The sequence below is a fragment of the Dyella sp. OK584 genome (genome assembly GCF_057787755.1).
Genome location: NZ_CM173542.1, coordinates 2,126,553 through 2,151,850, shown reverse-complemented (window position 1 = coordinate 2,151,850; position 25,298 = coordinate 2,126,553). Strand labels below are relative to the sequence as shown.

The following is a 25,298-nucleotide window of genomic DNA, read 5'->3' as shown; positions in this document are numbered from 1 at the left end:
TTGTCCCCATCGACCTGGATCAAGCGCCTCGCTCAGGAGCGCCTGCTGCTCGGCTTCGCGCTGCTGGCATTGGTGCTCGCCGTGGCCGATCCGCGGCCGCTCTCCGACTACCAGCGCTGGGTGCAATGGCCCACGCTGGCGGGCCTGCTCGGTCTGCTCATTTGCATTCAGGGCATCCGCGACAGCGGCCTGGTGCAGCATGCGGCTGCCGCGCTGCTGGAGCGCGCGCATTCGCTGCGCATGCTCGGGCTGCTCTTGGTCAGCATGACCGCGCTGTTGTCGATGGTGCTGACCAACGACGTTAGCCTGTTTCTGATCGTGCCGCTGACGCTCGCGATAGGCCGCATCTCGAATGTGCCGGTGATGCGCATGGTGGTGCTGGAAGCACTGGCAGTGAACGCAGGCTCCACGCTAAGCCCCATCGGCAATCCGCAGAATCTGTTGCTGTGGCAGTACGGACATCTGTCCTTTCTGCCGTTTGCGCTCGCCATGCTGCCCGCCTTCGCCACCATGTTCTTGCTGGTGGCCGCATTGACGCTGCTGTGGATGCCGCGCGGGCGCGTGATACTGCACGCCGAGGACATCGACGGTCATCCGATCTCATTCGCCCAGGCACTGCTATCGGTTGTCGCATTGACGAGCATGGTGCTGATCATGGAGCACGGCCACGCGGTGCTCGGCGCCATGCTTCTGCTGGTGCCGTTCGCGTTGCTGGAGCGTGGCACGCTGATGCGCGTGGACTGGCTGCTGCTGGCGACCTTCGCCGCCATCTTCCTGGGACTGGGCCATTTCGCCGAACTCGCACCCGTGCAACACGCCTTGGATGGCCTGAATCTGGACGACCCGCTCACGCTCTATGTGAGCGGCATCGTCACCTCGCAGCTGATCAGCAACGTGCCGGCCACGGTGCTGCTGCTTCGTCACGCACCGGATGCCACCGCGCTGGCGGTGGCAGTGAACGTGGGTGGCTTCGGCTTGGCAATCGGTTCGCTGGCGAACCTCATCGCGCTACGCCTGGCGAAGCAGCCGGGTGGCGTGCGGCTGCTTCACCTGGTCTCGGTGCCCTTCCTGCTGGTATGCGCGCCACTTGTTTATCTGGTGTGGCGCTGGCTGGGCTGAACCTGTCGCTTAGTCGTCGTTGCGGTCGTGCGGCACGTTCACCTTGCCCTGCACGCCGGAATGACTCACGTCGCCACTCCCCTTTGCGCCGACACTGAAATCACCGTGCACGTCGCGCACGCGCAGATCGCCCGAGCCCAGTGTATCGACCCGCACGCTACCGCCCACTTCGCGGATGGTGACATCACCGGAACCGATGCTGCCCACACGGGCTTCGCCGCGCACGCCATCGATCTTGACGTCGCCGGAGCCCACCGAGCCCACATCGAGACTGCCCACGTCGTGCACTTCCACGTCGCCCGAGCCCACGCTGCTCTCGAATGGACCGGCGATCTTGCTGACGTGCAGATCGCCTGAACCGACCTGAGAAGTGAGGCGCTGCAGACCTGTCGCCCATGCATCACCCGAACCTACATTCAGCACTACCGGAATCTGCGCAGGCAATTGCATGTTGAGCTGCAGATCGGTGTAGTTGCTCTTGAACAGGCTGATGGTTATGTGACTCCGGTTGCCCGCCTCGACGATCAGGCGATCACCCTCCCGCCGCTGCGTCACCACCAGGTCATCCAGCAGCTTGGGGTCGGAGGCGCACGCACGCCCCGTCACGGTGCCGCCCTTGCCGTTGTCGCTACCGTTGAGGTGCAGGTCGTGACTATGCAGATCAACCTGCACTTCGCGGACCCCGGCCAGGTCCAGAGTGAGATTGCGCGGTGCCTCGTACTTGCACTCATCAGCGTGCGAAGCCAGCGGGGCGAGCAGTAGGGCAGCCAGGAGAAGACGACGCATGAAAAATTCCTTGTTGATCGGACAGTAGTGGGATGGGCCGGACGGCGAAAAGGTTGAAAGCCCTCCGCCATGACTTCCTTCACGGTCAACCAGCCTTCATGAGGCACGTTTGAGGCAAAACGACCATCGTGGAGATCCACCATGCAACGCAAGCCCCTGCTCGCCTCCGCCCTTGTCATGCTGATCGCCGGCGCAGGTACTTTCGCCATCGCCCAGGACGTGGTTCCGAACGCGCCGGCCGTCGCGCAGAAGGCGCCTCCGGCCGGAAAGGGGCCGCAAATGGGACAGGATCATCCCATGGGCTTCAGGGGCGGCCCGAGCTTCGGCGGCCCGGAATCACCCGTGATTTCCGATCTTGAAGCCCTGGAGCACTTGTACATGGTGAGCGGCCGCAGCAAGGATCTGCCGGCGCTGTACAACGAGGTGCTGTCCAAGTCGCAGGACCCGCGTGTGCGCACCTACGTCTATCACCACCTGGCCCGCGCCCAGGCCGCACCGGCCAATCCGGAACAGGCCATCGCCACGCTGCGCAAGAGCCTTGATGAAAACCTGGCCAATGAAGCGAAGCAGCGCGCCGAGTTCGAGAAGATGCGTAACGAATGGGAACAGCGTCGCGGCGCGACAAAGCCCGTTCCATCCGCCCAGCCATAACCATAAGAAGAATTGGCACTGCTGGAGTGCAGTGCCCTGCCTTGAGGCACGTGGCCCCAGAACCCGTGCCTCTTTTTTTTCAGGCGATCGGCTTGTCCGCTTGCTTGGCCTGCTGCCACAGCGCTTCCTGGGCGGCGAGATCACGCTTGGCCAGGGGCTTGCCGTCGGCGTGAGCCAGCTGCTCCATGCAGCGAAAGCGCCGCTCGAACTTCGCGTTGGCATGACGCAGCGCCTGGGAGAAATCCACGCCAGCATGCCGCGCGATATTTACTACCACGAACAACACGTCGCCGATCTCGTCCTGCAATCGCTGCGGGTCACGACCATTGGCGAACTCGGCACGCACCTCTTCAACTTCCTCAAGCAACTTGTCCAGCACCGGCTGCTCATCGGGCCAGTCGAAGCCGACCTTGGCCGCCCGTTCCTGCAGCTTCAAGGCGCGCTTCCATTCCGGCAGCCCACGCGATACACCGGCAAGAGCGCTGTCGTCATGCTGTTCGCCCTTCGCTGCGCGTTCGGCCGTCTTGATGTCTTCCCACGCCTGATTCTGCGCATCGAGGTCCTCGTAGCTTTCGTCGCCGAAGACATGCGGATGGCGACGCAGCATCTTGTCGCTGATGGCGTGGGCCACGTCGGTAAATTCAAACAGGCCAGCTTCCTTCGCCATCTGCGCATGGAATACCACTTGCAGCAACAAGTCACCCAGCTCATCGCGCAGATCGTGCCAGTCCTCGCGGTCGATCGCGTCAGCGACCTCGTAGGCCTCTTCGATGGTGTAGGGCGCGATGGTGGCGAAATTCTGTTGCACGTCCCAGGGGCAGCCGTTCTGCGGGTCGCGCAGGCGCGCCATGATGGCGAGCAGGTCGTCGAGACTATGCCGCACGGTGTGGCTCATGACGCTTCCAGATCGGCCGCAAGCAGGCGTGCCTTCCAGTCAACCGATGTGTCGCCAACGGCGATGAATTCCGGGTTGATCAGCGAGTCACCGCGGTTATAGCGCAGCGGTTCACCGGCGAGATCGAGCACGGCACCGCCGGCTTCCTCAAGCACGCTTTGCGCTGCTGCCGTATCCCATTCGCTGGTGGCGCCGCGACGCAGATAGACGTCCGCCACACCACGCGCCACCAAACAGAACTTCAGCGACGAACCGAGCGACATGGATTGGTAGTCGTCGCCGATCAGCTGCTGCAACAGCGCCGCCCCGGCACCGCCGTGCGAGCGGCTGCCGGCGGCCGTTGCCGGCTCGGCCATGTCGCGCGTGCCGATGCGTTGCCACGGCGCATCGACGCTCGGCTGCATCCACGCACCCTGACCCCGTGCGGCGGCATACAGCTCACCCGTCACCGGCGCCAGCACAACACCGAGCACCGGCTGGTGATCATCGATCAGCGCGATATTCACGGTGAATTCGCCGTTGCGCTTGATGAACTCGCGTGTGCCATCAAGCGGATCAACCAGCCAGTAGCGACGCCATTCGCGTCGCTGCGACCAGGGTGCCGTGCGCGCCTCTTCCGAAATCACCGGCAGCGCGGCATCAAGTTGCGCCAGCCCTGCGGTGATCACCTGCTGTGCAGCGAGATCAGCTGCGGTGACCGGCGATTGATCGTCCTTGCGCTGCACTTCGAAGTCCTCGCCGTAGACGACGAGGATGGCTTTGCCGGCATCGCGTGCGATCTCCGCGATCTGGTGAAGAAGAGCGGAAAAGGGAGGCTGGCTCATGTCGGCGAGAACCGGCCGGCAAGATATTCACGGGCCATGAAGAGTGCGGCGATGGAACGGCCTTCGGTGACGTCGTCGCGTGCGACCAGCGTGTGCAGATCGGCAAGCTTCCAGGGAACCACTTCCAGTTCCTCCGGTTCGTCGCCTTCCAGGCGTTCGGGATACAGATCCTGTGCCAGCACGACGTGAGCCATGTGCGTCATGTACGACGGCGACAGCGACAGGTTGTGGAGAATCTTCAGCTTGTGCGCGCCATAGCCGATCTCTTCTTTCAGCTCGCGATCAGCGCCCTGCTCCACCGTCTCGTCGCGATCCAGACGCCCCTTGGGCAGACCCAGTTCGTAGCGGCCCACGCCGGCGCCGTATTCGCGCACCAGCAACACCGTTTCATCGTCAAGCATCGGCACGATGATGACGGCACCAAGACCGCTGCCCTTCAGTCGCTCGTAGGTGCGGCGTTCGCCATTGGAGAATTCAAGGTCGAGCTGCTCGACGCGCAGAAAGCTGCTGTCGTGCACATCGCGGGAGGCATGGATGATCGGTAGCTTGTGCATCGGGGCATTCTATCCCTTCAGGGCCGCCTGCAGCCTCGACAGCGCGACGGCATGCAACGCGGGCGTGCCAGACAGCACACTGCGTGTGTCCAGCGTGAGCGGCTGGCCTTCCAAATCGGTGAACACGCCGCCGGCTTCGCGCACGATCACAGCCAGTGCAGCGATATCGAGGATGTTTACGTCTGATTCGATCACCAGGTCCAGGCTTCCGCGTGCCAGCAGGTGGTAGTGGCAGAAATCGCCATAACCGCGAATGCGGTTGCTGTCGCGGATCAGCGCGCCCAGTTCGCCCCATCGCGCATCGGCGGTGAGCGACTTGACGTTGCCGGTGGATATCGACGCCTGCGCCAGTGAGTCAGTGGATGCAACCTTCACTCGCTCGCCTTCGAACCAGCATCCACCTCCGACGCTGGCCCACATGGTCTCCCCGTAGATCGGCGCGCTGGAGACGCCGAGCACCAGCTCGCCGCGATACATCAGCGCGATCTGCGTGGAGAAAAACGGCGTGCGCCGCACGAAGCTCTTGGTGCCATCCAGCGGGTCCACCATCCACAGCAGGTCGTGGTTGCCGTCATCGAGACCGAATTCCTCGCCATAGATGGAGGCCTCCGGCAGCGCTTGCTGCAGCACCTTGCGGATGGCCAGCTCGGCCTCGCGGTCGGCCACGGTGACCGGCGTGTCGTCGCTCTTGAGTTCGATCTCCACGCCTCGGCGCCAGTAGTGCTTCAAGACTTCGGCGGCCGCCTGCACAGCCTCGCGCGCTGCCGCGAGAGCGTGCGGCAGATTTGGCTCGATCATGACTTCCCCCCGGACATGGCAGCCGCCAGGCCACCGCTGTAATGAATGTGCGTGATGCCGTCGGCATCGATTGCGCCGAACCCGGACAGCCAGCGCTGCAATGCCGGAACCGAATGCCGCAACGCCGCCACGGCATTGAAGCGCCATGCCAGCGAACTGAGTTGCAACTGGCCGTCGATCCGCAACGGACCCTGCCCACTATCGACCAGGTGGCCTTCGATAACGCCGTTGCTCCCGCGCAACGTCAGCTGCAACTCACCCAGCGGTAACTCGTCGTGGCGAGGCGTGCGCAAGGAGGCATCCTGCCACTGCATGCGTGCATCCAGCGTCACCGGCCACCCGCCTCGCAACTCTAACCTGTTGGCGGTGACCTGGATGATGCCCTGCGGCTGCCCGCCAGGGAGTGTGAAGCGAGTGTCCAGCAGACTGAGATCCGCGCGCATTTGGACGTCCGTCCAGGTGGCCTCGTCGGCACCACGGCCTTCCATGTGTCCATGGAATTGGATGCGCGGGCCCTGCAGATCAATGCGCAGCTGATGGTCGCCCAGCAGTGCTCGGCGCGAAAGCTGCCAGTCCAGCTGTCCCAGTGCTTCACCGCGCGCCGACAGCACCTGGCCGGCGTGGCCATCCCAGAGCAGGCCGCTAACGTCCTTGAGATGCATGCCATTCAGTTGTCCCGCCAGCAGCGGCATGGCCCAGCGTGCGGGCAGGAACCATACGAGGGCAAAGCCGATGAACAGCATGCCCAACAGACCTGCCAAGGCGGTACGCCAGCGCTTCAAACGGACTCCCTGAGTGATTGCAGGACTTGAGCAGGCACGCTCGAAACCCCGATCATAGCCCGATGAATACCCTCCCCGCTGCCGACGCGCTGGTGCGTCGTGACCTGAGCCACCTGTGGCATCCCTGCACCCAGATGCACGACCACGAGTCGGTGCCGATGGTGCCTATCGCACGCGGCGAAGGCGCCTGGCTGGTTGGCACTGACGGGCGTCGTTATCTCGATGGCATCAGTTCGTGGTGGACCAATCTGTTCGGCCATGCCAACCCGCGCATTGCTGCGGCGCTTGCCGAGCAGGCGCGCACGTTGGAGCACGTGATATTCGCCGGTTTCACCCACGAACCCGCTGTCGCGCTCGCCGAGGAACTCGTGCGGGTGACGCGACCTGGACTGGATCGTGTGTTCTATGCCGACAACGGTTCGGCCGCGATCGAAGTGGCGCTGAAGATGAGCTTCCACTACTGGCTCAATAAGGGCCACGGTGAAAAGACACGCTTCATCGCGCTCACGGGCAGCTATCACGGCGAGACGCTGGGAGCCTTGTCGGTCAGCGACGTAGCGCTCTATCGCAAAACGTATGCGCCATTGCTGCTCACACCCATCCTGGCGCCATCGCCCGATGCGTACGAAGCGCAGCCCGGCGAAAGTGCGGCGATGGTCGCGCAGCGACGTTTGGGCGAATTGCGGCAACTGCTCGAAAGGCACGCGCATGAAGTCTGCGCCGTTATCGTCGAACCGCTGGTGCAATGCGCCGGCGGTATGCGCATGTATCACCCGAGCTATCTGGCCGGCCTGCGCACACTGTGCGACGAATTCCAGGTGCACTTCATCGCGGACGAAATCGCGGTGGGTTTCGGTCGCACTGGCACCCTGTTCGCCTGCGAGCAAGCCAGCGTGTCGCCCGACTTCATGTGCCTGTCCAAAGGACTCACCGGCGGATTCCTGCCGCTGTCGGCGGTGCTGACCACCACGCAGGTCTACGAGGCGTTCTACGCCGAATACAGCGCTGGCAAGGCCTTTCTGCACTCGCACAGCTACACCGGCAACCCCTTGGCCTGCCGGGTGGCGCTGGAAACGCTGGCTATCTTCCGCGACGAGCCGGTGCTGGAACGCAACCGCGAGCTGGCCGCACACCTCGCCTCGCGACTGGCGCCGCTACGCGATCACCCGCACGTGGCCGATGTACGGCAGACCGGCATGATCGCAGCCGTCGAACTGGTGGCTGACAAGGCCCAAAGGCGGCCGTTCCCGCCCGCAGAACGACGCGGCCTGCGTGTTTATCTGCACGGCCTGGCACACAGCGCTCTGCTGCGCCCACTGGGCGACGTCATCTATTTCATGCCGCCCTATGTGGTCACCACGCAGGAGATCGATCACCTCGTGGACACCGCCATCCGCGGTATGGAGCTGGCCGTCGCTGGCTAGGAGCTCAGTGGCCGCCTCGCACGGTCACGCTCGGATCAAGTTTCTGCAGCGCGGGCCCCAGCGTGGGTTCGCCGGTGTTCTGGATGTCCTCGCGGCTGTAGCTGCGCCCAGGTACCGTTAGGCAGTGGCCGGGCTTGGCGGGTATCAGGCTGCCCGTGGTCTGGAGGCAATTGCGGTCGCCAGGCGCAGGCACTTTCTGCTGGGCGGCCGGCGACGCGGGCGCGCTGGTTTGGCCATCCTGGAAGGCATGCATATTGTTGTCGCCATTCGTGGCAGGCGCCGTGCTTTGCGCCGCCGCGGCCGCGGCCGAGCTGATGCCCAATGCGATAAGCAGGGCAAGAAGCGCTTTATTGGTGGGCTTGACCATGATCCACCTCCGGGGAGAGTGAGGGCATACCTACATGCTGCGCCTGCACCGGTGGACAGGCAAATGTGTTCCGCTGGCCATCTCTCGCGCGTTCAGCTTTCGCCCGACAGAGCGCGTGAGACGGCATGTCGCCGGTCCGTTATCCTTTCCGTTTCGACAGGCATTAGAACGCTCCATGCGCATCATCCGCATACACGTGGACCAGCCGCTCGCCGTTGGCCTGGAGCTGGGGCTGCCTGCCCAGGCCGGCGAGCATGTGGCCCGGGTACTGCGGCTGGCCGCCGGCGATCCGATCACGCTGTTCAATGGCGATGGCCATGACTATCCGGCGGTGATCCAGGTTGTCGGCAAGCGCGAGGTCACTGTGCAGGTACGCTCGGCGCAGCCGGTCGACAACGAGTCGCCGCTGCTGCTCACCCTTGCCCAGGGTGTAGCGCGTGGCGAGAAAATGGATCTGATCGTGCAGAAAGCCTCGGAACTGGGTGTGGCACGCATCGTGCCGCTGATCACCGAGCGCTCGGAAGTGAAGCTGGATGCCGGGCGCGCGGAAAAGCGCCTATCCCACTGGCGGGCAGTTGCCGCCAGCGCCTGCGAACAAAGCGGCCGTGCCCGGGTGCCTGAGGTGACTCCGGCGATTCCACTGGAGCACTGGCTGCGCGACCTATCCGACAACGGCGCGTTGCGCCTCGCGCTGTTGCCCGAAGGCACGCAGCGTGCAGGTGAACTCCGCTTTACGCCGGCCGGCGGCCTGCTCGTGGTGGGTCCGGAAGGCGGCTTGGGCAACCGCGATGTCGCTGCGCTGACCGAAGCCGACTTTCGCGGCCTGCGCCTCGGGCCTCGCATCTTGCGCACTGAAACCGCCGGGCTGGCTGCCCTGGCGGCCCTGCAGGCCTTGCACGGCGACCTCTAGTCGCCGCACCGACCGTTCAGCTGGCCAGATCGAGCAGCTCGACCAGCTCAGCCTCGATGCCTTCCAGGTCAGGAATGACGGCGACGTCATCCCGGACCAGCACCTGCGCGCGCACTCCCGGCGGCAGTGGTGCGCCGTCGTGGGTGGGAATGATCAGCTCGGAATTGAGCGTGGTCAGGCGCGGGAAGCCCTGGGTGATGACCGCGACAAACGGCAGCTCGGCATGACCGCCGAGCGCCTTGAGCACGGCCACACGCACCGCCTGCTCACTATCCCCCTCGCTTGCCCCGGCCAGCGCGCTGAACGACAGCAGCGGCACTCGCCAGCCACGCCAGGCGATACGGCCCAGCAGCCACTCAGGCGCGCCTTCCACCGGCTCCGGTGTAGGCAAGGTGATCACTTCAGCCACCGTGGCATTGGGCAGCAGCAGGCGCAAATTGCCCACCGGCACCAATACACATCGGATCTCACGTGGTAGCAGTAGCTCACTCATCGCCGGCCCTCCATCGACATCTCCTCGACCAGGCGCGCCGCCAATTCAGCGGGCGTGCCGGAATAGCTGTTCAGGCGTTCGGCTTCGATGCCATGCACCATATCGGCGAAATGCGTTTCCGGTGATGTTTCCACCCAGACCTGTCCGCCGCGATCGTGGATGGCCTGGCAACCGCCCAGGGCATCATTGGCGTGGCCTGCAAATACGATCGCCAGCGCACTGCGACCAAACACATTGGCCACCATGGTGAAGCTGGCATCGATCGGAGAACTCTGTACATCCTGACCACCGAGCGATTGCAGCTCGATGCGACCGTCGCGCTGCACGCGCGCCTGCTGGCCAGCAGGCACCACCAGCACCTCGCCCGTCCGCACCCGCGCACCGTGGATTGCGACGCCGACCGGCAATTTGCTGTGAGTGGCCAACAGTTCTGCCAGCGACTCGGCCGATTTGCCACCCAGATGCTGGACGTGCAGCACCGTAGCGCGCAGATCCATCGGAAGGCGCGACAGGAACGCGCACACGGCGTCCGCGCTGTCGGCAGCGGCACCGAGCACCAGCATGCGGCTGATCGCGCCATCGAGGTCGGACAGCAGCATCTCGTGGCCGCCCTCGTAGGCCGTGGGCGCAATGGCCTCCTCGATGGACACCAGCTCAAGGCTCATGCCGGGCTTGAGGAAAGACTCCGCCTCATCGCCACCTTCCGGCGCCAGGTAATCGGCGGCGCTGACTTTTTCGATGCCGAAGTTAGGAAGCTTCGCCTGCGCTGCGGCAGGCTGCTCGTCTTCCTTGACCAGCGCCCAACTCGACGCCGTGTCCAGCATGGCCGGCGAACCCTTCGCGTCGCCATTCACCAAGGCGGGAGCCTGCATGAATGATTCATCGAGCGGCGTCAGTGCCAGATGATCCAACTGGAACGATGGCATGGGCCTGACGGTCGATTCCTGCGACGCAGGTTCGACCGGCGCGGGCCCCTGCGTCACCAAAGAATCCACGCCGAATTGCCCATCGTGCAGCGCAGGCAATTCGTCCTCGATGCCGTACTTCAAGCCAGAACCGAATTCGTCATCCACCGTCGGCTGTTCGTCGGCCGCCAGCAACGCCTCGAGCTCTGCCGCGAGCGTCTCGGACTTGGCGGACACTTCGCCGCTCTCGATCATCACGGCTTCGGAACGGACATTGGCCGTATCGATCTCGGCCGCCACTTCCGGCATCACATGGATGACGGCCGGGGGCGTCGTCTCCTCGACGGGCGTCGGCGCGACTTCCGCCGTCTCTGGCACCACCGGTGCGTCCTGCGGGCGGGGCGGATCGAGATCCCCCTGTGCCATGACCTTCACAGCGAGATGGCGCGCCCATCGCGCACGATCCCAGCCGTTGAGCTTGCGGCTTGCCTGGGCGTCGTTGAACACCACGCGCGGCCGATCACCTTCGATGACATCGTAGAGGCGGTCGAGCTCGTCTTCGGCCTCCTCATCGAGATTCACCACCAGCACTTCGGCACCGGTGCCATGAAGCATTTCCCGGCTAAGGGTAGACAGCGCGCCTTCGTGCACGATTCGGGCGCCTCGCTCGCGCAGCGCTTCGCGCAGCTGGCCACCCAGTTCCACATCGTCGAACAGGAGAACAACAGCAGTCGACGACTCAGCCATTGAGCGACTCCATGGCACGCTGCTCAAGCACCTCACCGATCTGCGTCAGCAGTTCAGCTTCCTGGTAGGGCTTGCCCAGGTAGCGGTCCACGCCGATATCGAACGCACGCTGGCGATGTTTGTCGCCGGTACGCGAGGTGATCATGATGATTGGCACGTCACGCAGGCGCGGATCGGCCTTCATGTGCGTGGCCAGCTCGTAGCCGTCCATGCGCGGCATCTCGATGTCGAGCAGCATCAAGTCCGGCACGCGATCGTGCAGTTTCTCGATGGCGTCGACGCCATCCTTCGCGGTAGCGACTTCGTACTCGTGACGTTCCAGCACGCGGCTTGTGACCTTGCGCATGGTGATGGAGTCATCGACCACCATCACCATCGGACGCACGCGCTGTTCCTCCACCACTGGCACCTGCACGGCGCTGAGGCCTTCTTCCAGTCGCTTCAGACGGCGCGTGGTGCCATGGCGCACGAGTGGTGCCAGATCGAGAATGATCAGCACCGAACCATCGCCCATGATGGTCGCGCCGAGGATGCCCGGCACCGAGCTGATCTGTGGGCCAACCGACTTCACCACGATCTCGCGCGAGCCGATCACGGCATCGATGCGGATGGCGGCACGCAGGTCGCCAGCGCGGGTCAGCAGCAGCGGCAGCTGTTCTTCGTCCGTCGCATGGTTGCCCACGAGGCCGAGCAAGTCGGACAGGTCGTGGATGCTGTAGCTCTCGCCGGCATACGGGAACGACGGCTCCGCCTCGGCCAACCGCTCGGACAGTTCGGCGGGACTGATGCGTGCCACGCCCTGCACGGAGGTCATCGGGATGGCAAAGATGGATTCACCGATGCGGACCAGAATGGCCTGGGTCACTGCCAGCGTGAACGGCAAGCGGAGGACGAAAGTCGTACCTTCGCCGGCTTTCGAATCAATCGACAGCGAACCACCCAGCTGCTTGATTTCGTTGGCGACCACGTCCATGCCCACGCCACGACCAGCCAGCTGGGTCACCGTGCTGGCGGTCGAGAAGCCCGGCTGGGTGATGAGCGCGAGCACCTGATCGTCGCTGATCCTGGCGTCCGCACGGATCAGACCGCGTTCGATACCGCGCTTGCGGATGGCGTCGCGATCAAGACCGCGGCCATCGTCCGTCACGCGTACCACCACCTCGGTCGCTTCACGCGCCACTCGGATGCGCACCGCGCCTTCTGCCGGCTTGCCCGCTTTGCGACGCTGTGTCGGCGACTCGATGCCGTGCGCCACCGCGTTGCGCAACATGTGCTCGAACGGCGCCTTGATGCGGTCGAGCAGGTTGCGGTCCATTTCGCCGTGGGCGCCCTCTACGTACAGCTGGGCGTTCTTGCCTTCTTCCTGTGCCGCCTGGCGAAGTGTCCGGCGAAGGTTGGGCACCATCGTGTCGAACGGCAGCATGCGCGTACGCAGCAGACCTTCTTGCAGTTCGGAAGAGACGCGCGACTGCTGGATCAGCAGCGTTTCGGCCTGACGGGTCAGTTCGTCGAGCATGCCCTGGATGGACACAAGGTCGGATACCGACTCGGCCAGCGCTCGGGAATACTGCTGAAGCTGCGAGAAGCGGTCGAGTTCGAGAGGATCGAACACCGACATGCCCGCTTCGCGATGCTCACGCTGGAAGCGCGCGATGATCTGCGCTTCAGTTTCGATTTCCATCATGCGCAGCTGACTGCGCAGACGCTGCACGGTCTGGTCGAGTTCCACCAGGTTGAAGCGATAACCGGCCACCTGCTGTTCGAGACGCGAGCGATAGATCGCCACCTCGCCTGCATGGTTAACCAGGGTGTCGAGCAGTTCGGCGCGGACGCGGATCTGCTCCTGCGGCGCGCTCGATCCTTCCTCGCGCTCTTCCGGCAAAAGCTCCGGCAGCTTCATGCGTTCCGGGAACGGCACCACCGTGCTCGACGCCGGCGCTGCAGCCACCTGATCGGTCGCGCTGGCCATGGCCAGGAAACGGTCGATCATCGCCTGCGGGTAGGCAATCGAGCGTCCCTGCGACATGCGCTGGACCAGGCCGTGCAACTTATCGAAACCCGCTTCCAGCGCGGCAATGAGTTCGGCGGTATGGGCCGATTCGGCATGCAGCGGCCTTTCCAGCGCCGTTTCGATGGCGTGGGTGAGATCGCCTACCGGAACCATGCCGGCAATGCGCGCGCCACCCTTAAGGGTATGCAGATCGCGCTGCAGCTCGGCCACATGTTCGATCGCCGTGGGTTCCGCACGCCACTGGGCGAGCACGCCATCGGAGTGATCGAGGAGCTCGCGAGCTTCTTCGATGAAGATTTCCAACAGGTCGGGATCGATCTCGCTGGGCGACAACATGCCCTCGCCGTCCGCCTCGTCTTGCACCGCGGCGTACTCGGGCGCAGCCGGCACGTCCGCCACAGGCTCGATGACCTCGGTCGGCGGCTCGATGCTTTCCTGCGTCGTCTCGGCGACATGACTGTCACCATCAACCAGCGCAGCCTCGTCGAGGTCTACGACTTCGCCAGCCACAACATGCTGAGCGGCCTTTTCCACCGAGCTGATCGAGGACGTCTCTTCAAGGTCGATCTCGTGTGCGACGACTTCTTCTTCCGGCTCCACGACGCTTTCGCCGACCGGGCCGATCTCCAGCACCTCGGCCTCGCCCAGCAATTCGGCATAGACCGCGGCGAAGTCGTCTTCATCGGTGGCGTCGGCAGCCGGCGCACCGCTCGGAGCGAGCGGCTGCGATACCTGGTCGGCGGCAGGCAGGTGGGAATCCAGATCAAATTCACCCAGTGCTGCGAGCAGTTCATCGGTGTAGTTGTCGGCGCCCGGCTCAGCCGGAATGACAATGTCGGCACCAGCGACGTGGCCAGACGCATCCGAGATTGCGGCATCGAGCGACGCGGCGAGCGCTTCTTCGTGCGCGGTGTCGCTGGCGAATGCTCCCGAACCATCCAGTTCGTCGGCATGGGGCTCGAACAGCACGTGCGCGACCTGCGGTTCGGGCTGGCTATCTCGCAGCTCGGTAATCCGCTGGATCAGCGCGTCGATATGGGGCAACTGCGGCGACGGCGCGTCGAACTGGCCCATCACGTGGTCGACCGCATCGGCACTCTGACTGAGCAGGTGCACGCCCTCCGTCGACAGCGGCAGGCCCGCTGCGCGCAGACGCTTTAGCAGGCTCTCCAGCGGCGACAGCAGCTGCGTGAGCAGCGGAATGTCCACCATCGCGATGGCGCCGTGCAGCGTATGCACCGCGCGCAACAGACCGTCGTCGACGCGCAGTTCGCCATCGACGCGGTTGATGGTCGTGCGAATGGTGGCCAGGTATTGCGCCACTTCGCTGCGAAGGATTTCCAGCAGTACCGGATCGATCGGCGGCATCACCGGCGCGGCGATCATGTTGTCGTCGTGCGATACAGCCTGGGTCGGCGTGGCCTCGATACTGGCCAGACTCGCCACTGGAATGGCGGCAGCCGATGTATCGACACGCGGCACACGGCGGCGCACGACGCGACGTACGGTTTCGGTCGCCATGGGCGCCACGTCGGCAATGCGGGCATCTTCCTGGCCGGCAGCCACCCGCTCGGCGGTTTCCATGATGGCCGCGAGTGGCGCGGTAACCACACCTTCACCGGTAAGCGCGGTGCGAAGCGGCGGCAGCGCGTCAACAGCCGCACTCACTACCGCCTGCACGCCTTCGTGCGGCGGGATCGAATGATCCAGCACGCGGTTGAGCATGTTCTCCACCTTCCAGGCGAACTCGCCCAGCAAGGCGGCGCCCACCAAACGGCCGGAACCCTTCAGTGTGTGGAAGGAGCGACGGATCGGCGTGAGCGAGTCGAGCTGCAATGGATCGGACAGCCATGTCTGACGGGCGGCATGCAGGTTGTCGATTTCTTCCTGCATTTCCTCCAGGAAGATTTCGCGGATGTCGTCATCGATGCCGGCCGTGCTGGCCTGGAAGCCCGCCTCGACGGAAGTGGCGGCAGCGACCGGTACCTGCTCGAAGATTTCCTCTTCGATTTCAATCCAGTCGTCGTCGCTGCTTTGGACGGCTTCCTGGGGACTGACATGCTCGGTGTCGGTCAGACGCAGGCCACTAAGCTCGTGCGCATGAGGCGTCGGCATGTCGCTGCTGCCTAAGAACAGCCCTGACAGGTCGTCGCCATGGGCAAGGCTGACACTCTCCGACAGTTCCGGCTGGCTGGCGAGCGCGGCGGCCAGTGCCGCATCGGCCGCCTTGGCGATGTGCTCGGGCGCTTCGTCCATTTCGTCCGCGACGACCGCACGTGCAGCCGGTGGCGGCCAGTAGCCGAGCGTGCTCAGGCTGTGCTCGGCGACATCCAGGATGTGCTCCAGACCACCGCGATGTTCGCGCGCAGCCTCGAGGTAGTACTCAAGTGCGGCGAGCGCGTCGGCCAGATGGTCCATTTGCGTGCTGCTAGGCACGCGGCGGTCCGCCAGCAGTTCGTTGCCGACGAAGCGGCCAATGCCTTCGGCCAGTTCGGCGGGGCGAGGTGCGGACAGCATGCGCATGGCGCCCGCCACTTCGTCCATCATCGCGCCGACATCGGCCAGTTGCTGCGGCTGCCAGCCCGATTCGACATAGGCGACGATGGCTTCCTTCACCTTGCCAGTGTTGGCGGTGGCCTCGTGCATCAACGTCGCCAGGATATGGCGTGCCTCGCTGCGCGGAAGCATTGCGGTCGCACCCTCAGGCGCGACCTCTTCGTCAGCGCCGAGACTTTCAATATGGTCGTCGAGCGACGCTTCCACGTAGAGCAGTGCACCGGCTACGTCGAGCAGCAGCTCTTCATCCGGCGTGCGCACACGATTGGCGATCTCGTCCAGCACTCGGCGTTGTTCGTTGACGACGCGGCGCGGCACGCCCAGGGCGAGCATGCCAAGCGTGTCGCCCACGCGTTCGAGAATTTCAGTCTGGCCGGTGAGCTGTGCCGGATCGGCGTCGGTCTGACGCAGGAACAGGTCCAGCGCCTCCTTCACGCGCAGCAGGTCGTCTTTCAGAGCCTTGGCGACGGAATCAAGCAGCGCCCGATTGTGGCCTGCCATGGAGCCACGCGCGTGCTCCAACTCACTCGCTTCTGGCAGCAATGCGTCCAGCGCATAGGCCTGGCGCAGCATTTCCATGCGCGGACTGCCCGCCCGCACCTGACCCACTACGTAGAGTAGCTTGCGCGCCAGTTCGTCGGCGTCACCGCCGCGCAGGTTGGCTTCGCCATGCTCCACCAACTGGCGGATGCTGCGATCGACCTTGCCGATCAGCTGGCGTACCTCGCCTGCCTGATTTTTCAGCACGCCTTGCTGCACGCCCTCGAGCACACCGGCGGCAATCCACCACAGGCGACGTCCCGCCACGGTGTGGCAACGCGCCGTGATGGCGTCCAGCGTCTGAATCATGCCGGCCAGCTGCTGGTCATTACCTTGGCCGCGGAACCACGACAGCAGCTGCTGCTGGAAGCGCAGGCGCAGGGTCGCTACTTCGTTTCGCTGGCGTTCGGTTGCAACGTCTTCTAGCGCCGCAGGGGCCTGCGGCGGCAGCACCACCTCGAGATTGGGCGTGAATAGCGCCGACTCGTGCAACGCTTGCTGGCCACGACTGGAGCGCAGGTCGTTTAGCAGCGGCAACAGCACTACCGGCACATCGCGGTGGCCGCCGGACAGTCGCTCGAGGTAATCGGGCAACTGCATGAGGCCACGCATCAGCGCCGCATAGGCGTCCTCACGGTCCTCGACATGGTCTTCGAGCAGTGCGATGGAGAGTGTCTCCATCTCCTCGGTGACCATGGCCGCGCCGTACAGCTCGACCATGCGCAAGGTGCCTTGCACTTGATGCAGGCTGTCCGCACAGGAACGCATGGCATCCCGGTTGCCCGGGTTGTCGACGTAGGACTCCAACGCCTCGCGGGCAAGCGCCAGCGTCTCGTCGAGCTCTGGCTTGACCCACTGCAGGGTGGTGAAATCGATATGGTCTTGAAGTCTCATGCGCCCCTCTCACCGGCCACGTAACGGTTTGTCACGCAACCGTCGAGGTTGCCCCCTGTGAAAAACGTTTTGTGTCAGCCCGGCAGCTTGAAGTGGGCCACCGAACGGCGCAGATCACTCGCCAGCTGGGCCAGATAGCCGATCGAATCGGCCGTCTGGCTCGCGCCCTGCGAGGTCTGCGAGGTAATTTCCTGGATCGCATTCATCGACACCGAAATGTCGCTGGCCGCGGTGGACTGCTGGCGCGCCTGTGTGGAAATGTTCTGAATCAGCGCCGACAGGTCGTGCGACACGCGTTCGATGTCGCCCAGTGCGCTACCGGCGTCTTCCGCCAGTCGGGCACCAGCCACCACTTCCGCGGTGGTCTGTTCCATCGAGTTCACCGCTTCGTTGGTGTCGGACTGAATCGTCTGCACCAGCGTTTCGATTCGCTTCGTTGCGCTGGCGGAACGTTCTGCCAGTCGCTGCACTTCGTCCGCCACCACCGCGAAACCGCGACCCGCTTCACCCGCCGAGGCCGCCTGAATGGCTGCGTTCAAGGCGAGGATGTTGGTCTGCTCGGCAATGTCGTTGATCAGTTCCACGATGGAGCCAATCTCTTGTGAGGATTCGCCCAGGCGCTTGATGCGCTTGGAGGTCTCCTGGATCTGGTCGCGGATCGAGTCCATGCCCGAGATCGTCTCGCGCACCACTTCCGCGCCGCGCGAAGCGATTTTCACCGAGCGCTCGGCCACATCGGCCGATTCGGCTGAATCCTTCGACACGGTATCCATCAGGGTGGCGATCTGGTTGATCGCGGTGGTCGCCGTACTGATTCGCTGCGCCTGATGTTGTGCGGATTCGGCCAGGTGACGCGCAGTGGTCTGCGTCTCCTGCGCTGAGGACGACACCTGCTCCGACGTCTCGTTGATCGTCGTCACCAGGGTGCGCAGCTCGTCGATGGCGTAGTTCACCGAGTCGGCGATGGCACCCGTGATGTCCTCGGTCACCGTGGTCTTGACCGTCAGGTCACCTTCGGCGAGCGAACCCATTTCGTCCAGCAGGCGCATGATCGCCTCCTGGTTACGCTGGTTGAGTTCGGTCGAATCCTGGAAGCGGCGGCGTTGGTCAGCCACCAGCTGCACCACCAGCACGATCAGGAAGGCTGCTGCACCGATGGCGCCCAACACGCCCCACCAGAGGTTCGGGAACAGCCGGCGGGTAGGCAGCTTGCCGACCTGGTCTGCCAGTTCATTAGCGCGTAATAGAACGTTCTGCGAGTCGAGCGAGGCCTGGTTGCCGGCGCGCTTCACTTCGCTGAGGCCGCCCGCGGCGCCGACCAGCTTGCCGACCGGATCTTGCAGGTTGTCCCACTGCGACTGCATGTCGGTCAGGATCTTGCGTGCGTTGGCGTCGCCCATCGAGCGCACGCCCACTTCCGCGTTGCCTTCGAGCAGACCCTTGAGCACCGAGCCATAGAGCTGGCCATCGCGGGCCAGGCCATCGGCGGCGGGCTGCGAGGCGTCGCCGCCCTGCAGCACTTCCTGCACTCGGCGAATCATACGGTCGGCCAGCAGCATCTGGCGGGCAGAGGTGTAGGTCTGCTCTGCGCTACCGCCGCGCTGCTGCAGGATGTTCACCACCTGCTCCATGCTGGAATTGAGCAACGGCAGCTCACGGCCCAGCGTGCCGGCACGCTGGGCGGAATCCACCACCAGAGCCTTGTTGGAGAGGATCCTGCCAATATCGGCGTCGAGCTGGCCCCAGGCATTGGAGAGCGCAGCGACGGCGCGACCCGCCGGGGTGGCATTGTTGTCGGCATAAGCCTTCATGCCGCCCTTGTCGTCGCCCTTGTTCAGGCGCAGCACGGCCGAATCGATGGCGTTACGGTTGGTTTCCAGCTCCTTGAAGGAGTCGACGTTACCGCCCGCTGCCTCAAGGGCATACTTTGCCGTCTGCTGCGACAACACCTGGATCTGAGTGGTCAGACCCACGGCTTGGCTGTCTTCGCGGCCCTTCAACGTGAGCATGACGAAGTCGACACCCGTGAAACCGAACGCGATGACCAGCGCAATGATGAGGCCGGTATAGCCCCGCTCCTTGCCCATGCCCCCTGTAGTGCTCATTTCGTTCACCTCGCCCGTCTACACCTTCGCGGGACTTGCCTGCGAAAGCTTCGGATCATCGCCCTGATTCCGGCCGCGAACGGCACCGGTCCTACTTGTATTTGTGTTCCAACATTTGCCTGTCAGGCCGCGGCCTGACGGAAGTCCGGAGCGCGCACCAGCTTGCCCATGCTGAACACGGCCAGCCGCGGTTCGCCCACACGATCCTCGACGAAACGCGCCAGGCGCGGGTCGTCCTCTTGCTCGGCGGAACGGCGCTGCTCGGCATCTACCGTACGCTGACCGAACACCTCGTCGACCATCAGCGCCACGCTGCCGCCGCCCTGGCGAACGACCAGCAGGCGGGTGCGCTCGGTGTGCTGAGTGCGCTCGCCAAACAGGAAACGGGCGAGGTCGATCACCGGCACCAGGTTACCGCGCACGTTCGCCACGCCGAGCAGCCAAGCCAGGGTACCCGGCACCGGAGTCAGTGTGGGTACGGCCAGCAGCTCGCTGATTTCATCGATACCACTGACGAACAGACGAGTACCGGCACGGAAGCCGATGCCGCGCCACAGGCCGGGTGCTTCCAGCTTTTCCGGCGTATCAGAGGCGTGCGCCAGTGAAAGGCGCTCGTAGCGGGCCAGTAGTTCGAAGGGCGAGAGCGCGGCGGTCTGGGTCATCATTGCCTTAGGCAGCGCTTGGCAGGAGATCGTTAATGCAGGCCAGCAAATCCTTCTCGTTGACCGGCTTGGTGATGAAGGCTCGCGCACCCTGGCGCAGTCCCCATACACGGTCGGTTTCCATGGACTTGGTGGTGATCATCACGATCGGCACATTGGACGTGTCCGGATCGCGCGTGAGCGTGCGCGTGGCCTGGAAGCCATTCATGCCGGGCATGATGACGTCCATGATGACCAAATCGGGTTTCTGCGCGCGCACGCGCTCAATGCCGTCTTCGGCATTGCCTACGGAATCGACTTGATAGCCCGCACGCTCCAGCAGCGTGGTGAACACGCGCACGTCGGTCGGTGAGTCGTCGATGATAAGAATATTGGCCACAGGTCCCCCTCAGACCCTGTAGTCGCCGGTATTACACCGTGCTGACATGTCGATGGATAGCTCCAAGCAGCTCATCTCGGGTGAACGGCTTGGTCAAGTATTGTTCCGCACCCACGATGCGCCCGCGTGCCTTGTCGAACAGGCCGTCTTTCGAGCTGAGCATGATGACAGGCGTGCCGCGGAACTGCGGATTGTTCTTGATGAGCGCGCAGGTCTGATAGCCGTCGAGACGCGGCATCATGATGTCGACGAAGATGATCGCGGGCTTCTGGTCGGAGATTTTGGCGAGCGCCTCGAAACCATCCACAGCCGTAAGCACGTCGCAACCTTCTTTCTTGAGCAAGGTTTCGGCGGTTCGACGGATGGTTTTCGAGTCGTCGATAACCATGACCTTGAGGCCGGCCAGGCCACTTCCATTTATGTTCAAGTTCACAACACCCCCCTGCGACCCGCCCCAGGCTCAGGTAAATCGTGCGACTGTCAGCCAAATGCGGGCAGCCTCATGTGGACAGAAAATTTCTGCAAAGTTTCCTACGACGTCAACATGCACTTCAGCCGGCGGGCACTCTGCGTTGCTGTTTACCGCCTGCCTGACGTGACGTCAAGCTGAATTCTCACGTGAAGCGTCATACGTCATTGAATCAGGCGGTTCGCGCACGACCTTGGGGCAGGTCGTGGACGTTCCGGACATGTGACGGCCAAACCCAAATGCACAGCATGGTTTGTGCCAATTCGGGACCAAACGACCAAACCACCTGCAGATGCGACCCGAGGAACACGTAAACTGCCACGCTCTTCCCCGGACAGCACCGGGGAGATCGTGAACGGGCTCTACTACCGGAGAATGACGATGACCCTTTCGGTCGCCGTGCTGATGGATCCCATCGGCTCTATCAAGATCGCCAAGGACACCACCTTCGCCATGCTGCTGGAAGCCCAGCGCCGCGGGCACCAGTTGTTCTACATGGAACAGGGCGACCTGGCCGCCCGCAGCGGCGAGCCCTGGGCCCGCCTGGCGCCCCTGTCGGTGCGTGAGGATCCTTCCGGCTGGTTCATGCTGGAGGAGCCACGCTGGCGCGACCTGCGCGAGATGGACGTGGTGCTGATGCGGAAGGACCCACCCGTGGACGCGCAGTTCGTTTACGACACCATGGTGGCGGAGCTGGCTGAGCGCGGTGGGGTGACCGTGGTCAACCGGCCCCAGGCATTGCGCGACTGCAACGAGAAGCTCTTTGCGATGCACTTCCCTCAGTGCATGGCGCCCACCCTGGTCTCCCGCGACACGGCCGATCTGCGGGCCTTCGTGGCGACCCATGGCGAGGTGGTGCTCAAGCCGCTGGACGGCATGGGCGGGCGCGGCATCTTCCGGGTGAGCGCCGGCGACAGCAATCTCAACTCCATGCTGGAGACCCTGATCGCCGCTGGGTCGCATGGCGAGCATCGCCAGTTCACCATGGCGCAGAAATACATTCCGCAGATCACCGAGGGCGACAAACGCATCCTGGTGATCGACGGCGAACCGGTGCCCTACGCGCTGGCGCGCATTCCGCAGGGCAGCGATTTCCGCGGCAACCTTGCCGCCGGCGGTCGCGGCGTGGGTGTGCCGCTTTCCGATCGCGATCGCTGGATTGTTTCCCAGGTGGCGCCGGAGCTGCGCCGGCGCGGTCTGCTGTTCGTAGGGCTGGATGTGATCGGTGACTACCTCACCGAGATCAACGTCACATCGCCGACCTGTGCGCGCGAACTGGACGCCCAGTTCGGGCTTAATATCACCGGCCAGCTGTTCGACGTCATTGAACACACCAGAATCGGAAACCGCACCGCGTGAGCCAACCTGCTGTCCGCACCGGCGCCGACATGTTCGGCGCCACGATGCTTTTCTCGCTGTTGCTGCATGGCGTGCTGGTGCTCGGCATCACCTTCACCTACGTGAAGGCCAAGCCCAGCTTGCCCACGCTGGATGTGACATTGGTGGATGTAGCCAACCGCGAGGCACCGGACAAGGCGGACTTCCTGGCCCAGGCCAACAACAGCGGCGGCGGCGAGAACGACAAGGCCGCCCGCCCCTCTCAGCCCGTCTCCGGACCATTGCCCACGCCCACCCGGGGCGTGGCGCCTCAGCCCATCGAGGCCAGCGCCCCAAAACCGCAGGAAGCCACCAACGACAAGCTGCTTACCACCACCGGCAACAGCCACTACAGCGTGAGCACGGACAGCGCCAAGCTGGAGCAGACGCCACAGGACCTGCCCGAGTCGGCCTCCGAGATCAGGCGGCGCCAGGAAATGGCGCAGCTGGCCGCCGAACGGCGCAACAGCATCGAGAATTACGCCAAGCGCCCCAAGAAAAAATTCATCTCGTCCAGCACCAAGGAGTACGCCTATGCTGCGTACATGCGTGGCTGGGTTGACCGGATGGAACGCGTGGGCAATCTCAACTATCCCAACGAGGCGCGTCGCCGTGGCCTCCACGGCGATGTGTTGATGACCGTGACGCTCAACCGCGACGGCTCCGTGAAGGGCATCGAGGTCGTGCAAAGCTCGGGCCAGCCATTGCTCGATGCCGCCGCGCAGCGCATCGTGCGACTGGCTGCGCCGTTCCCCGCGCTGCCCATGGACAAGGACCGCATCGACGAGCTGAACATCACGCGCACCTGGCAGTTCATGCCCAACGACGTGCTGCGCAGTCGCTAGAGGAAGCTGGAATAAATTCCGGCTCGCCATGCCGGCGAGTTGTCTGGATCTTCCCTGGACGTGAGGGAGGTGCAAACGGGGAGTGAATTCGTCAGCCGGTGCCTGTATCGCTTTTCAATTTCTGCGCCTCTTTTGCGGGCTCCTTCGCCCTCGCAGGGCATACAATGCCCCCATGACCGTAATCCAGTCACAACCCCAAACTCTCGCTGGCCAATTCCTGATCGCCATGCCCAGCCTGGCCGAACCGCCCTTCTCACGTGGCGTTGCCTTCATCTGCCAGCATGACGATGACGGTGCGGTGGGGCTGTTGGTGAATCAGCTTTCCGAATATCGCCTGGGCGACGTACTGGCCCAGATGAAGCTGGACTGCAACGATCTGGAACTGGCCGATGCGCCGGTGCTGATCGGCGGTCCGGTGCAGCAGGAACGCGGCTTCGTGCTGCACCGCGAAGCCGGGCATTGGGAGTCGAGCTATCGCATCAATGCCGAATGGTCGGTCACCACGTCGCGCGACATTCTGGTTGCGATGGCCAATGGCGAGGGTCCGCGATTGGCGATGATGGTGCTCGGTTATGCGGGCTGGAGCGCGGGTCAACTAGAGCAGGAATTGAAGGACAACACCTGGCTCACCGCCGAAGCCAGCGAGCGCGTGGTGTTTCACACCCCGCTCGAAGAGCGCTGGAGCGCCGCCGCGGGCCTAGTTGGCGTGGACCCGCTGCAATTGCCCAGCTACGCGGGCCACGCATGAGCTGTGTGTTTGGCTTCGACTATGGCAGCCGCCTGATTGGCGTCGCCGTTGGCAATCGCTTCACAGGCAGCGCGCGCGGCCTTGCCGCCGTGTCGGTGCGCGATGGTGATCCTGATTGGTCAAAGCTCGACGCACTGCGTCAGGAATGGCTGCCCGATGTCCTGGTAGTCGGCCTGCCATTGACGCTCGATGGCGAGGAGCAGCCGGCCAGTCGTGGCGCCCGGCGATTCGCCGAAAAGCTAGGCCAGCGCTACGGCCTGCCGGTGACACTGACCGACGAACGCCACAGCTCGCAAGAAGCGGCCCAGCGCTTTGCCCAGGCGCGCTCGGCTGGACTGAAGAAACGCCGCGATGCCGCCACCATCGATGCCGAAGCTGCTGCCGTGATCCTCGAACGCTGGTTGGCCTCCACGACGACCACCAGCATCTGACACCTTCCAACGGATTACCTGCCCGCCATGAGCTCACGCCTGCGCCACCTCACCACGCTGGAAAACCTGCCTCGCGAAACCATCGAGCGCCTGCTCGATCGCGCGGAAACCATGCGAGATGGCTGCGCCCATGGCACGCGCAAGCTGGAACTGCTGGGGGGCCGCACGATTCTCAATCTCTTCTTCGAGCCGTCCACGCGCACGCGCACGTCGTTCGAACTGGCGGCACGTCGCCTCGGCGCCGACGTGATCAATTTCGATATCAGCTTTTCCTCCACCAGCAAGGGTGAAGCACTGTTCGACACCCTCCACACGCTCGAAGCGATGCACCTGGACGCCATCGTGGTGCGCCACAAGGTCTCGGGTACGCCAGAAGAGCTGGTGCGTCATGCCATGAGTGGCGTGTCGGTGATCAACGCCGGTGATGGCAACCGTGCGCATCCCACCCAGGGCCTGCTCGACGTGCTGACCATTCGTCAGCACCGGCCGGATTTCAGCCAGCTCACCGTGGTCATCTGCGGCGACGTGAAGCACTCGCGCGTGGCGCGTTCGGACGTCCATGCGCTTACAGCAATGGGCGTGAAGGAGCTGCGCCTGTGCTCGCCGCGCGCGCTGATGCCGGAAGCCGCCGAGTTCCCGCAATGCGTGATCACCGACGACTTCGACGCCGCCATCGAGGGAGCCGACGTGGTCATCACGCTGCGCCTGCAGAAGGAGCGCATGGCCATTACCGACCTACCCGACGAGACGGCCTATTTCGCCCGCTACGGCCTCGACAATCGCCGTCTGGAGCGGGCGGCCAAGGGTGCCCTGGTGATGCATCCGGGCCCGCTCAACCGTGGCATAGAAATCGCCTCGGAAGTGGCCGACGGCCCGCAGTCGCGCATCCTTGAGCAGGTGGGCAATGGGGTGTTTGTGCGCATGGCTGTGCTTGCCGAGGTCCTGGGGCGCTAGCCTGCCGCTATCGCGCAGGTCGTGATGCACCGCGACATCTCGCGATTGCAGGCATAATGCGCGGCGCGACAC

At 64.1% G+C, this 25,298-nt stretch carries 23 protein-coding genes; 9 read left to right on the top strand and 14 right to left on the bottom strand.

What is annotated here, in order from left to right; all coding sequences use genetic code 11:
- Window positions 1–1,119, top strand: coding sequence for an SLC13 family permease (locus AC3CBN_RS09540; protein WP_488636563.1), 1,119 nt, complete (start codon window positions 1–3; stop codon window positions 1,117–1,119).
- A 9-nt stretch (window positions 1,120–1,128) separates the two neighbouring features.
- On the opposite strand, the gene AC3CBN_RS09535 is transcribed toward AC3CBN_RS09540, so the two are convergent.
- Window positions 1,129–1,905 carry a DUF4097 family beta strand repeat-containing protein gene (locus AC3CBN_RS09535; protein WP_488636562.1) on the bottom strand — a complete coding sequence of 259 codons (777 nt, stop codon included), beginning with the start codon at window positions 1,903–1,905 and terminating at the stop codon, window positions 1,129–1,131.
- A 141-nt stretch (window positions 1,906–2,046) separates the two neighbouring features.
- Between AC3CBN_RS09535 and AC3CBN_RS09530 the strand changes: the two genes are divergently transcribed.
- Window positions 2,047–2,556, top strand: coding sequence for a hypothetical protein (locus AC3CBN_RS09530; RefSeq protein ID WP_488636561.1), 510 nt, complete (start codon window positions 2,047–2,049; stop codon window positions 2,554–2,556).
- Window positions 2,557–2,635: 79 nt separating this feature from the next.
- Here AC3CBN_RS09530 and mazG read toward each other — a convergent pair whose 3' ends face one another.
- From mazG to gspN, 5 genes are read right to left on the bottom strand one after another with little or no spacing between them, the layout of a single operon-like run.
- Window positions 2,636–3,451 carry a nucleoside triphosphate pyrophosphohydrolase gene (gene mazG, locus AC3CBN_RS09525; protein ID WP_488636560.1) on the bottom strand — a complete coding sequence of 272 codons (816 nt, stop codon included), beginning with the start codon at window positions 3,449–3,451 and terminating at the stop codon, window positions 2,636–2,638.
- A complete protein-coding gene (gene cysQ, locus AC3CBN_RS09520) occupies window positions 3,448–4,275 on the bottom strand; it encodes a 3'(2'),5'-bisphosphate nucleotidase CysQ (protein ID WP_488636559.1) in 828 nt (275 codons plus the stop codon). The genes mazG and cysQ overlap by 4 nt, the downstream gene beginning before the upstream one ends.
- A complete protein-coding gene (gene nudE / locus AC3CBN_RS09515) occupies window positions 4,272–4,829 on the bottom strand; it encodes an ADP compounds hydrolase NudE (RefSeq protein ID WP_488636558.1) in 558 nt (185 codons plus the stop codon). Before nudE ends, cysQ begins: the two co-directional genes overlap by 4 nt.
- Before the next feature lie 9 nt (window positions 4,830–4,838).
- Window positions 4,839–5,627, bottom strand: a complete 789-nt coding sequence (locus AC3CBN_RS09510; RefSeq protein WP_488636557.1) for an inositol monophosphatase family protein — start codon at window positions 5,625–5,627, stop codon at window positions 4,839–4,841.
- A complete protein-coding gene (gene gspN / locus AC3CBN_RS09505) occupies window positions 5,624–6,409 on the bottom strand; it encodes a type II secretion system protein N (RefSeq protein WP_488636556.1) in 786 nt (261 codons plus the stop codon). Before gspN ends, AC3CBN_RS09510 begins: the two co-directional genes overlap by 4 nt.
- 26 nt (window positions 6,410–6,435) lie before the next feature.
- Here gspN and AC3CBN_RS09500 point away from each other — a divergent pair, with 26 nt between their 5' ends.
- The gene (locus AC3CBN_RS09500) at window positions 6,436–7,833 is read left to right on the top strand and encodes an adenosylmethionine--8-amino-7-oxononanoate transaminase (RefSeq protein ID WP_488636555.1); all 1,398 of its coding nucleotides are present in this window, start codon (window positions 6,436–6,438) and stop codon (window positions 7,831–7,833) included.
- Between the two features lie 4 nt (window positions 7,834–7,837).
- On the opposite strand, the gene AC3CBN_RS09495 is transcribed toward AC3CBN_RS09500, so the two are convergent.
- Window positions 7,838–8,200 carry a hypothetical protein gene (locus tag AC3CBN_RS09495; protein WP_488636554.1) on the bottom strand — a complete coding sequence of 121 codons (363 nt, stop codon included), beginning with the start codon at window positions 8,198–8,200 and terminating at the stop codon, window positions 7,838–7,840.
- Window positions 8,201–8,375: 175 nt separating this feature from the next.
- Between AC3CBN_RS09495 and AC3CBN_RS09490 the strand changes: the two genes are divergently transcribed.
- A complete protein-coding gene (locus tag AC3CBN_RS09490; protein ID WP_488636553.1) occupies window positions 8,376–9,110 on the top strand; it encodes a 16S rRNA (uracil(1498)-N(3))-methyltransferase in 735 nt (244 codons plus the stop codon).
- A 16-nt stretch (window positions 9,111–9,126) separates the two neighbouring features.
- On the opposite strand, the gene AC3CBN_RS09485 is transcribed toward AC3CBN_RS09490, so the two are convergent.
- From AC3CBN_RS09485 to pilG, 7 genes are all read right to left on the bottom strand, one after another.
- A complete protein-coding gene (locus tag AC3CBN_RS09485; protein WP_488636552.1) occupies window positions 9,127–9,603 on the bottom strand; it encodes a chemotaxis protein CheW in 477 nt (158 codons plus the stop codon).
- Window positions 9,600–11,255, bottom strand: coding sequence for a chemotaxis protein CheB (locus tag AC3CBN_RS09480; RefSeq protein ID WP_488636551.1), 1,656 nt, complete (start codon window positions 11,253–11,255; stop codon window positions 9,600–9,602). Before AC3CBN_RS09480 ends, AC3CBN_RS09485 begins: the two co-directional genes overlap by 4 nt.
- Complete coding sequence (locus AC3CBN_RS09475) at window positions 11,248–17,256, bottom strand: Hpt domain-containing protein (protein WP_488636550.1); 6,009 nt, start codon at window positions 17,254–17,256, stop codon at window positions 11,248–11,250. The genes AC3CBN_RS09480 and AC3CBN_RS09475 overlap by 8 nt, the downstream gene beginning before the upstream one ends.
- Before the next feature lie 74 nt (window positions 17,257–17,330).
- The gene (locus tag AC3CBN_RS09470) at window positions 17,331–19,361 is read right to left on the bottom strand and encodes a methyl-accepting chemotaxis protein (RefSeq protein ID WP_488636549.1); all 2,031 of its coding nucleotides are present in this window, start codon (window positions 19,359–19,361) and stop codon (window positions 17,331–17,333) included.
- A gap of 122 nt (window positions 19,362–19,483) precedes the next feature.
- The gene (locus tag AC3CBN_RS09465; protein ID WP_488636548.1) at window positions 19,484–20,023 is read right to left on the bottom strand and encodes a chemotaxis protein CheW; all 540 of its coding nucleotides are present in this window, start codon (window positions 20,021–20,023) and stop codon (window positions 19,484–19,486) included.
- Between the two features lie 7 nt (window positions 20,024–20,030).
- Complete coding sequence (locus tag AC3CBN_RS09460) at window positions 20,031–20,402, bottom strand: response regulator (protein ID WP_488636547.1); 372 nt, start codon at window positions 20,400–20,402, stop codon at window positions 20,031–20,033.
- Between the two features lie 31 nt (window positions 20,403–20,433).
- The gene (gene pilG, locus AC3CBN_RS09455; protein WP_114238650.1) at window positions 20,434–20,790 is read right to left on the bottom strand and encodes a twitching motility response regulator PilG; all 357 of its coding nucleotides are present in this window, start codon (window positions 20,788–20,790) and stop codon (window positions 20,434–20,436) included.
- Window positions 20,791–21,252: 462 nt separating this feature from the next.
- Here pilG and gshB point away from each other — a divergent pair, with 462 nt between their 5' ends.
- The 5 genes from gshB (at window position 21,253) to AC3CBN_RS09430 (ending at window position 25,226) form a co-directional block, all read left to right on the top strand.
- Complete coding sequence (gene gshB / locus AC3CBN_RS09450) at window positions 21,253–22,230, top strand: glutathione synthase (RefSeq protein ID WP_488636698.1); 978 nt, start codon at window positions 21,253–21,255, stop codon at window positions 22,228–22,230.
- Window positions 22,227–23,093, top strand: coding sequence for an energy transducer TonB (locus AC3CBN_RS09445; protein WP_488636546.1), 867 nt, complete (start codon window positions 22,227–22,229; stop codon window positions 23,091–23,093). Before gshB ends, AC3CBN_RS09445 begins: the two co-directional genes overlap by 4 nt.
- 172 nt (window positions 23,094–23,265) lie before the next feature.
- Window positions 23,266–23,841, top strand: coding sequence for a YqgE/AlgH family protein (locus tag AC3CBN_RS09440; protein WP_488636545.1), 576 nt, complete (start codon window positions 23,266–23,268; stop codon window positions 23,839–23,841).
- Window positions 23,838–24,272 (top strand): Holliday junction resolvase RuvX, encoded by a 435-nt coding sequence (gene ruvX, locus AC3CBN_RS09435; protein ID WP_488636544.1) that lies wholly within the window; start codon window positions 23,838–23,840, stop codon window positions 24,270–24,272. The genes AC3CBN_RS09440 and ruvX overlap by 4 nt, the downstream gene beginning before the upstream one ends.
- Window positions 24,273–24,299: 27 nt before the next feature.
- Window positions 24,300–25,226: an aspartate carbamoyltransferase catalytic subunit gene (locus tag AC3CBN_RS09430; protein WP_488636543.1), complete on the top strand. Its 927-nt coding sequence runs from the start codon at window positions 24,300–24,302 to the stop codon at window positions 25,224–25,226.
- Window positions 25,227–25,298: the final 72 nt, after the last annotated feature.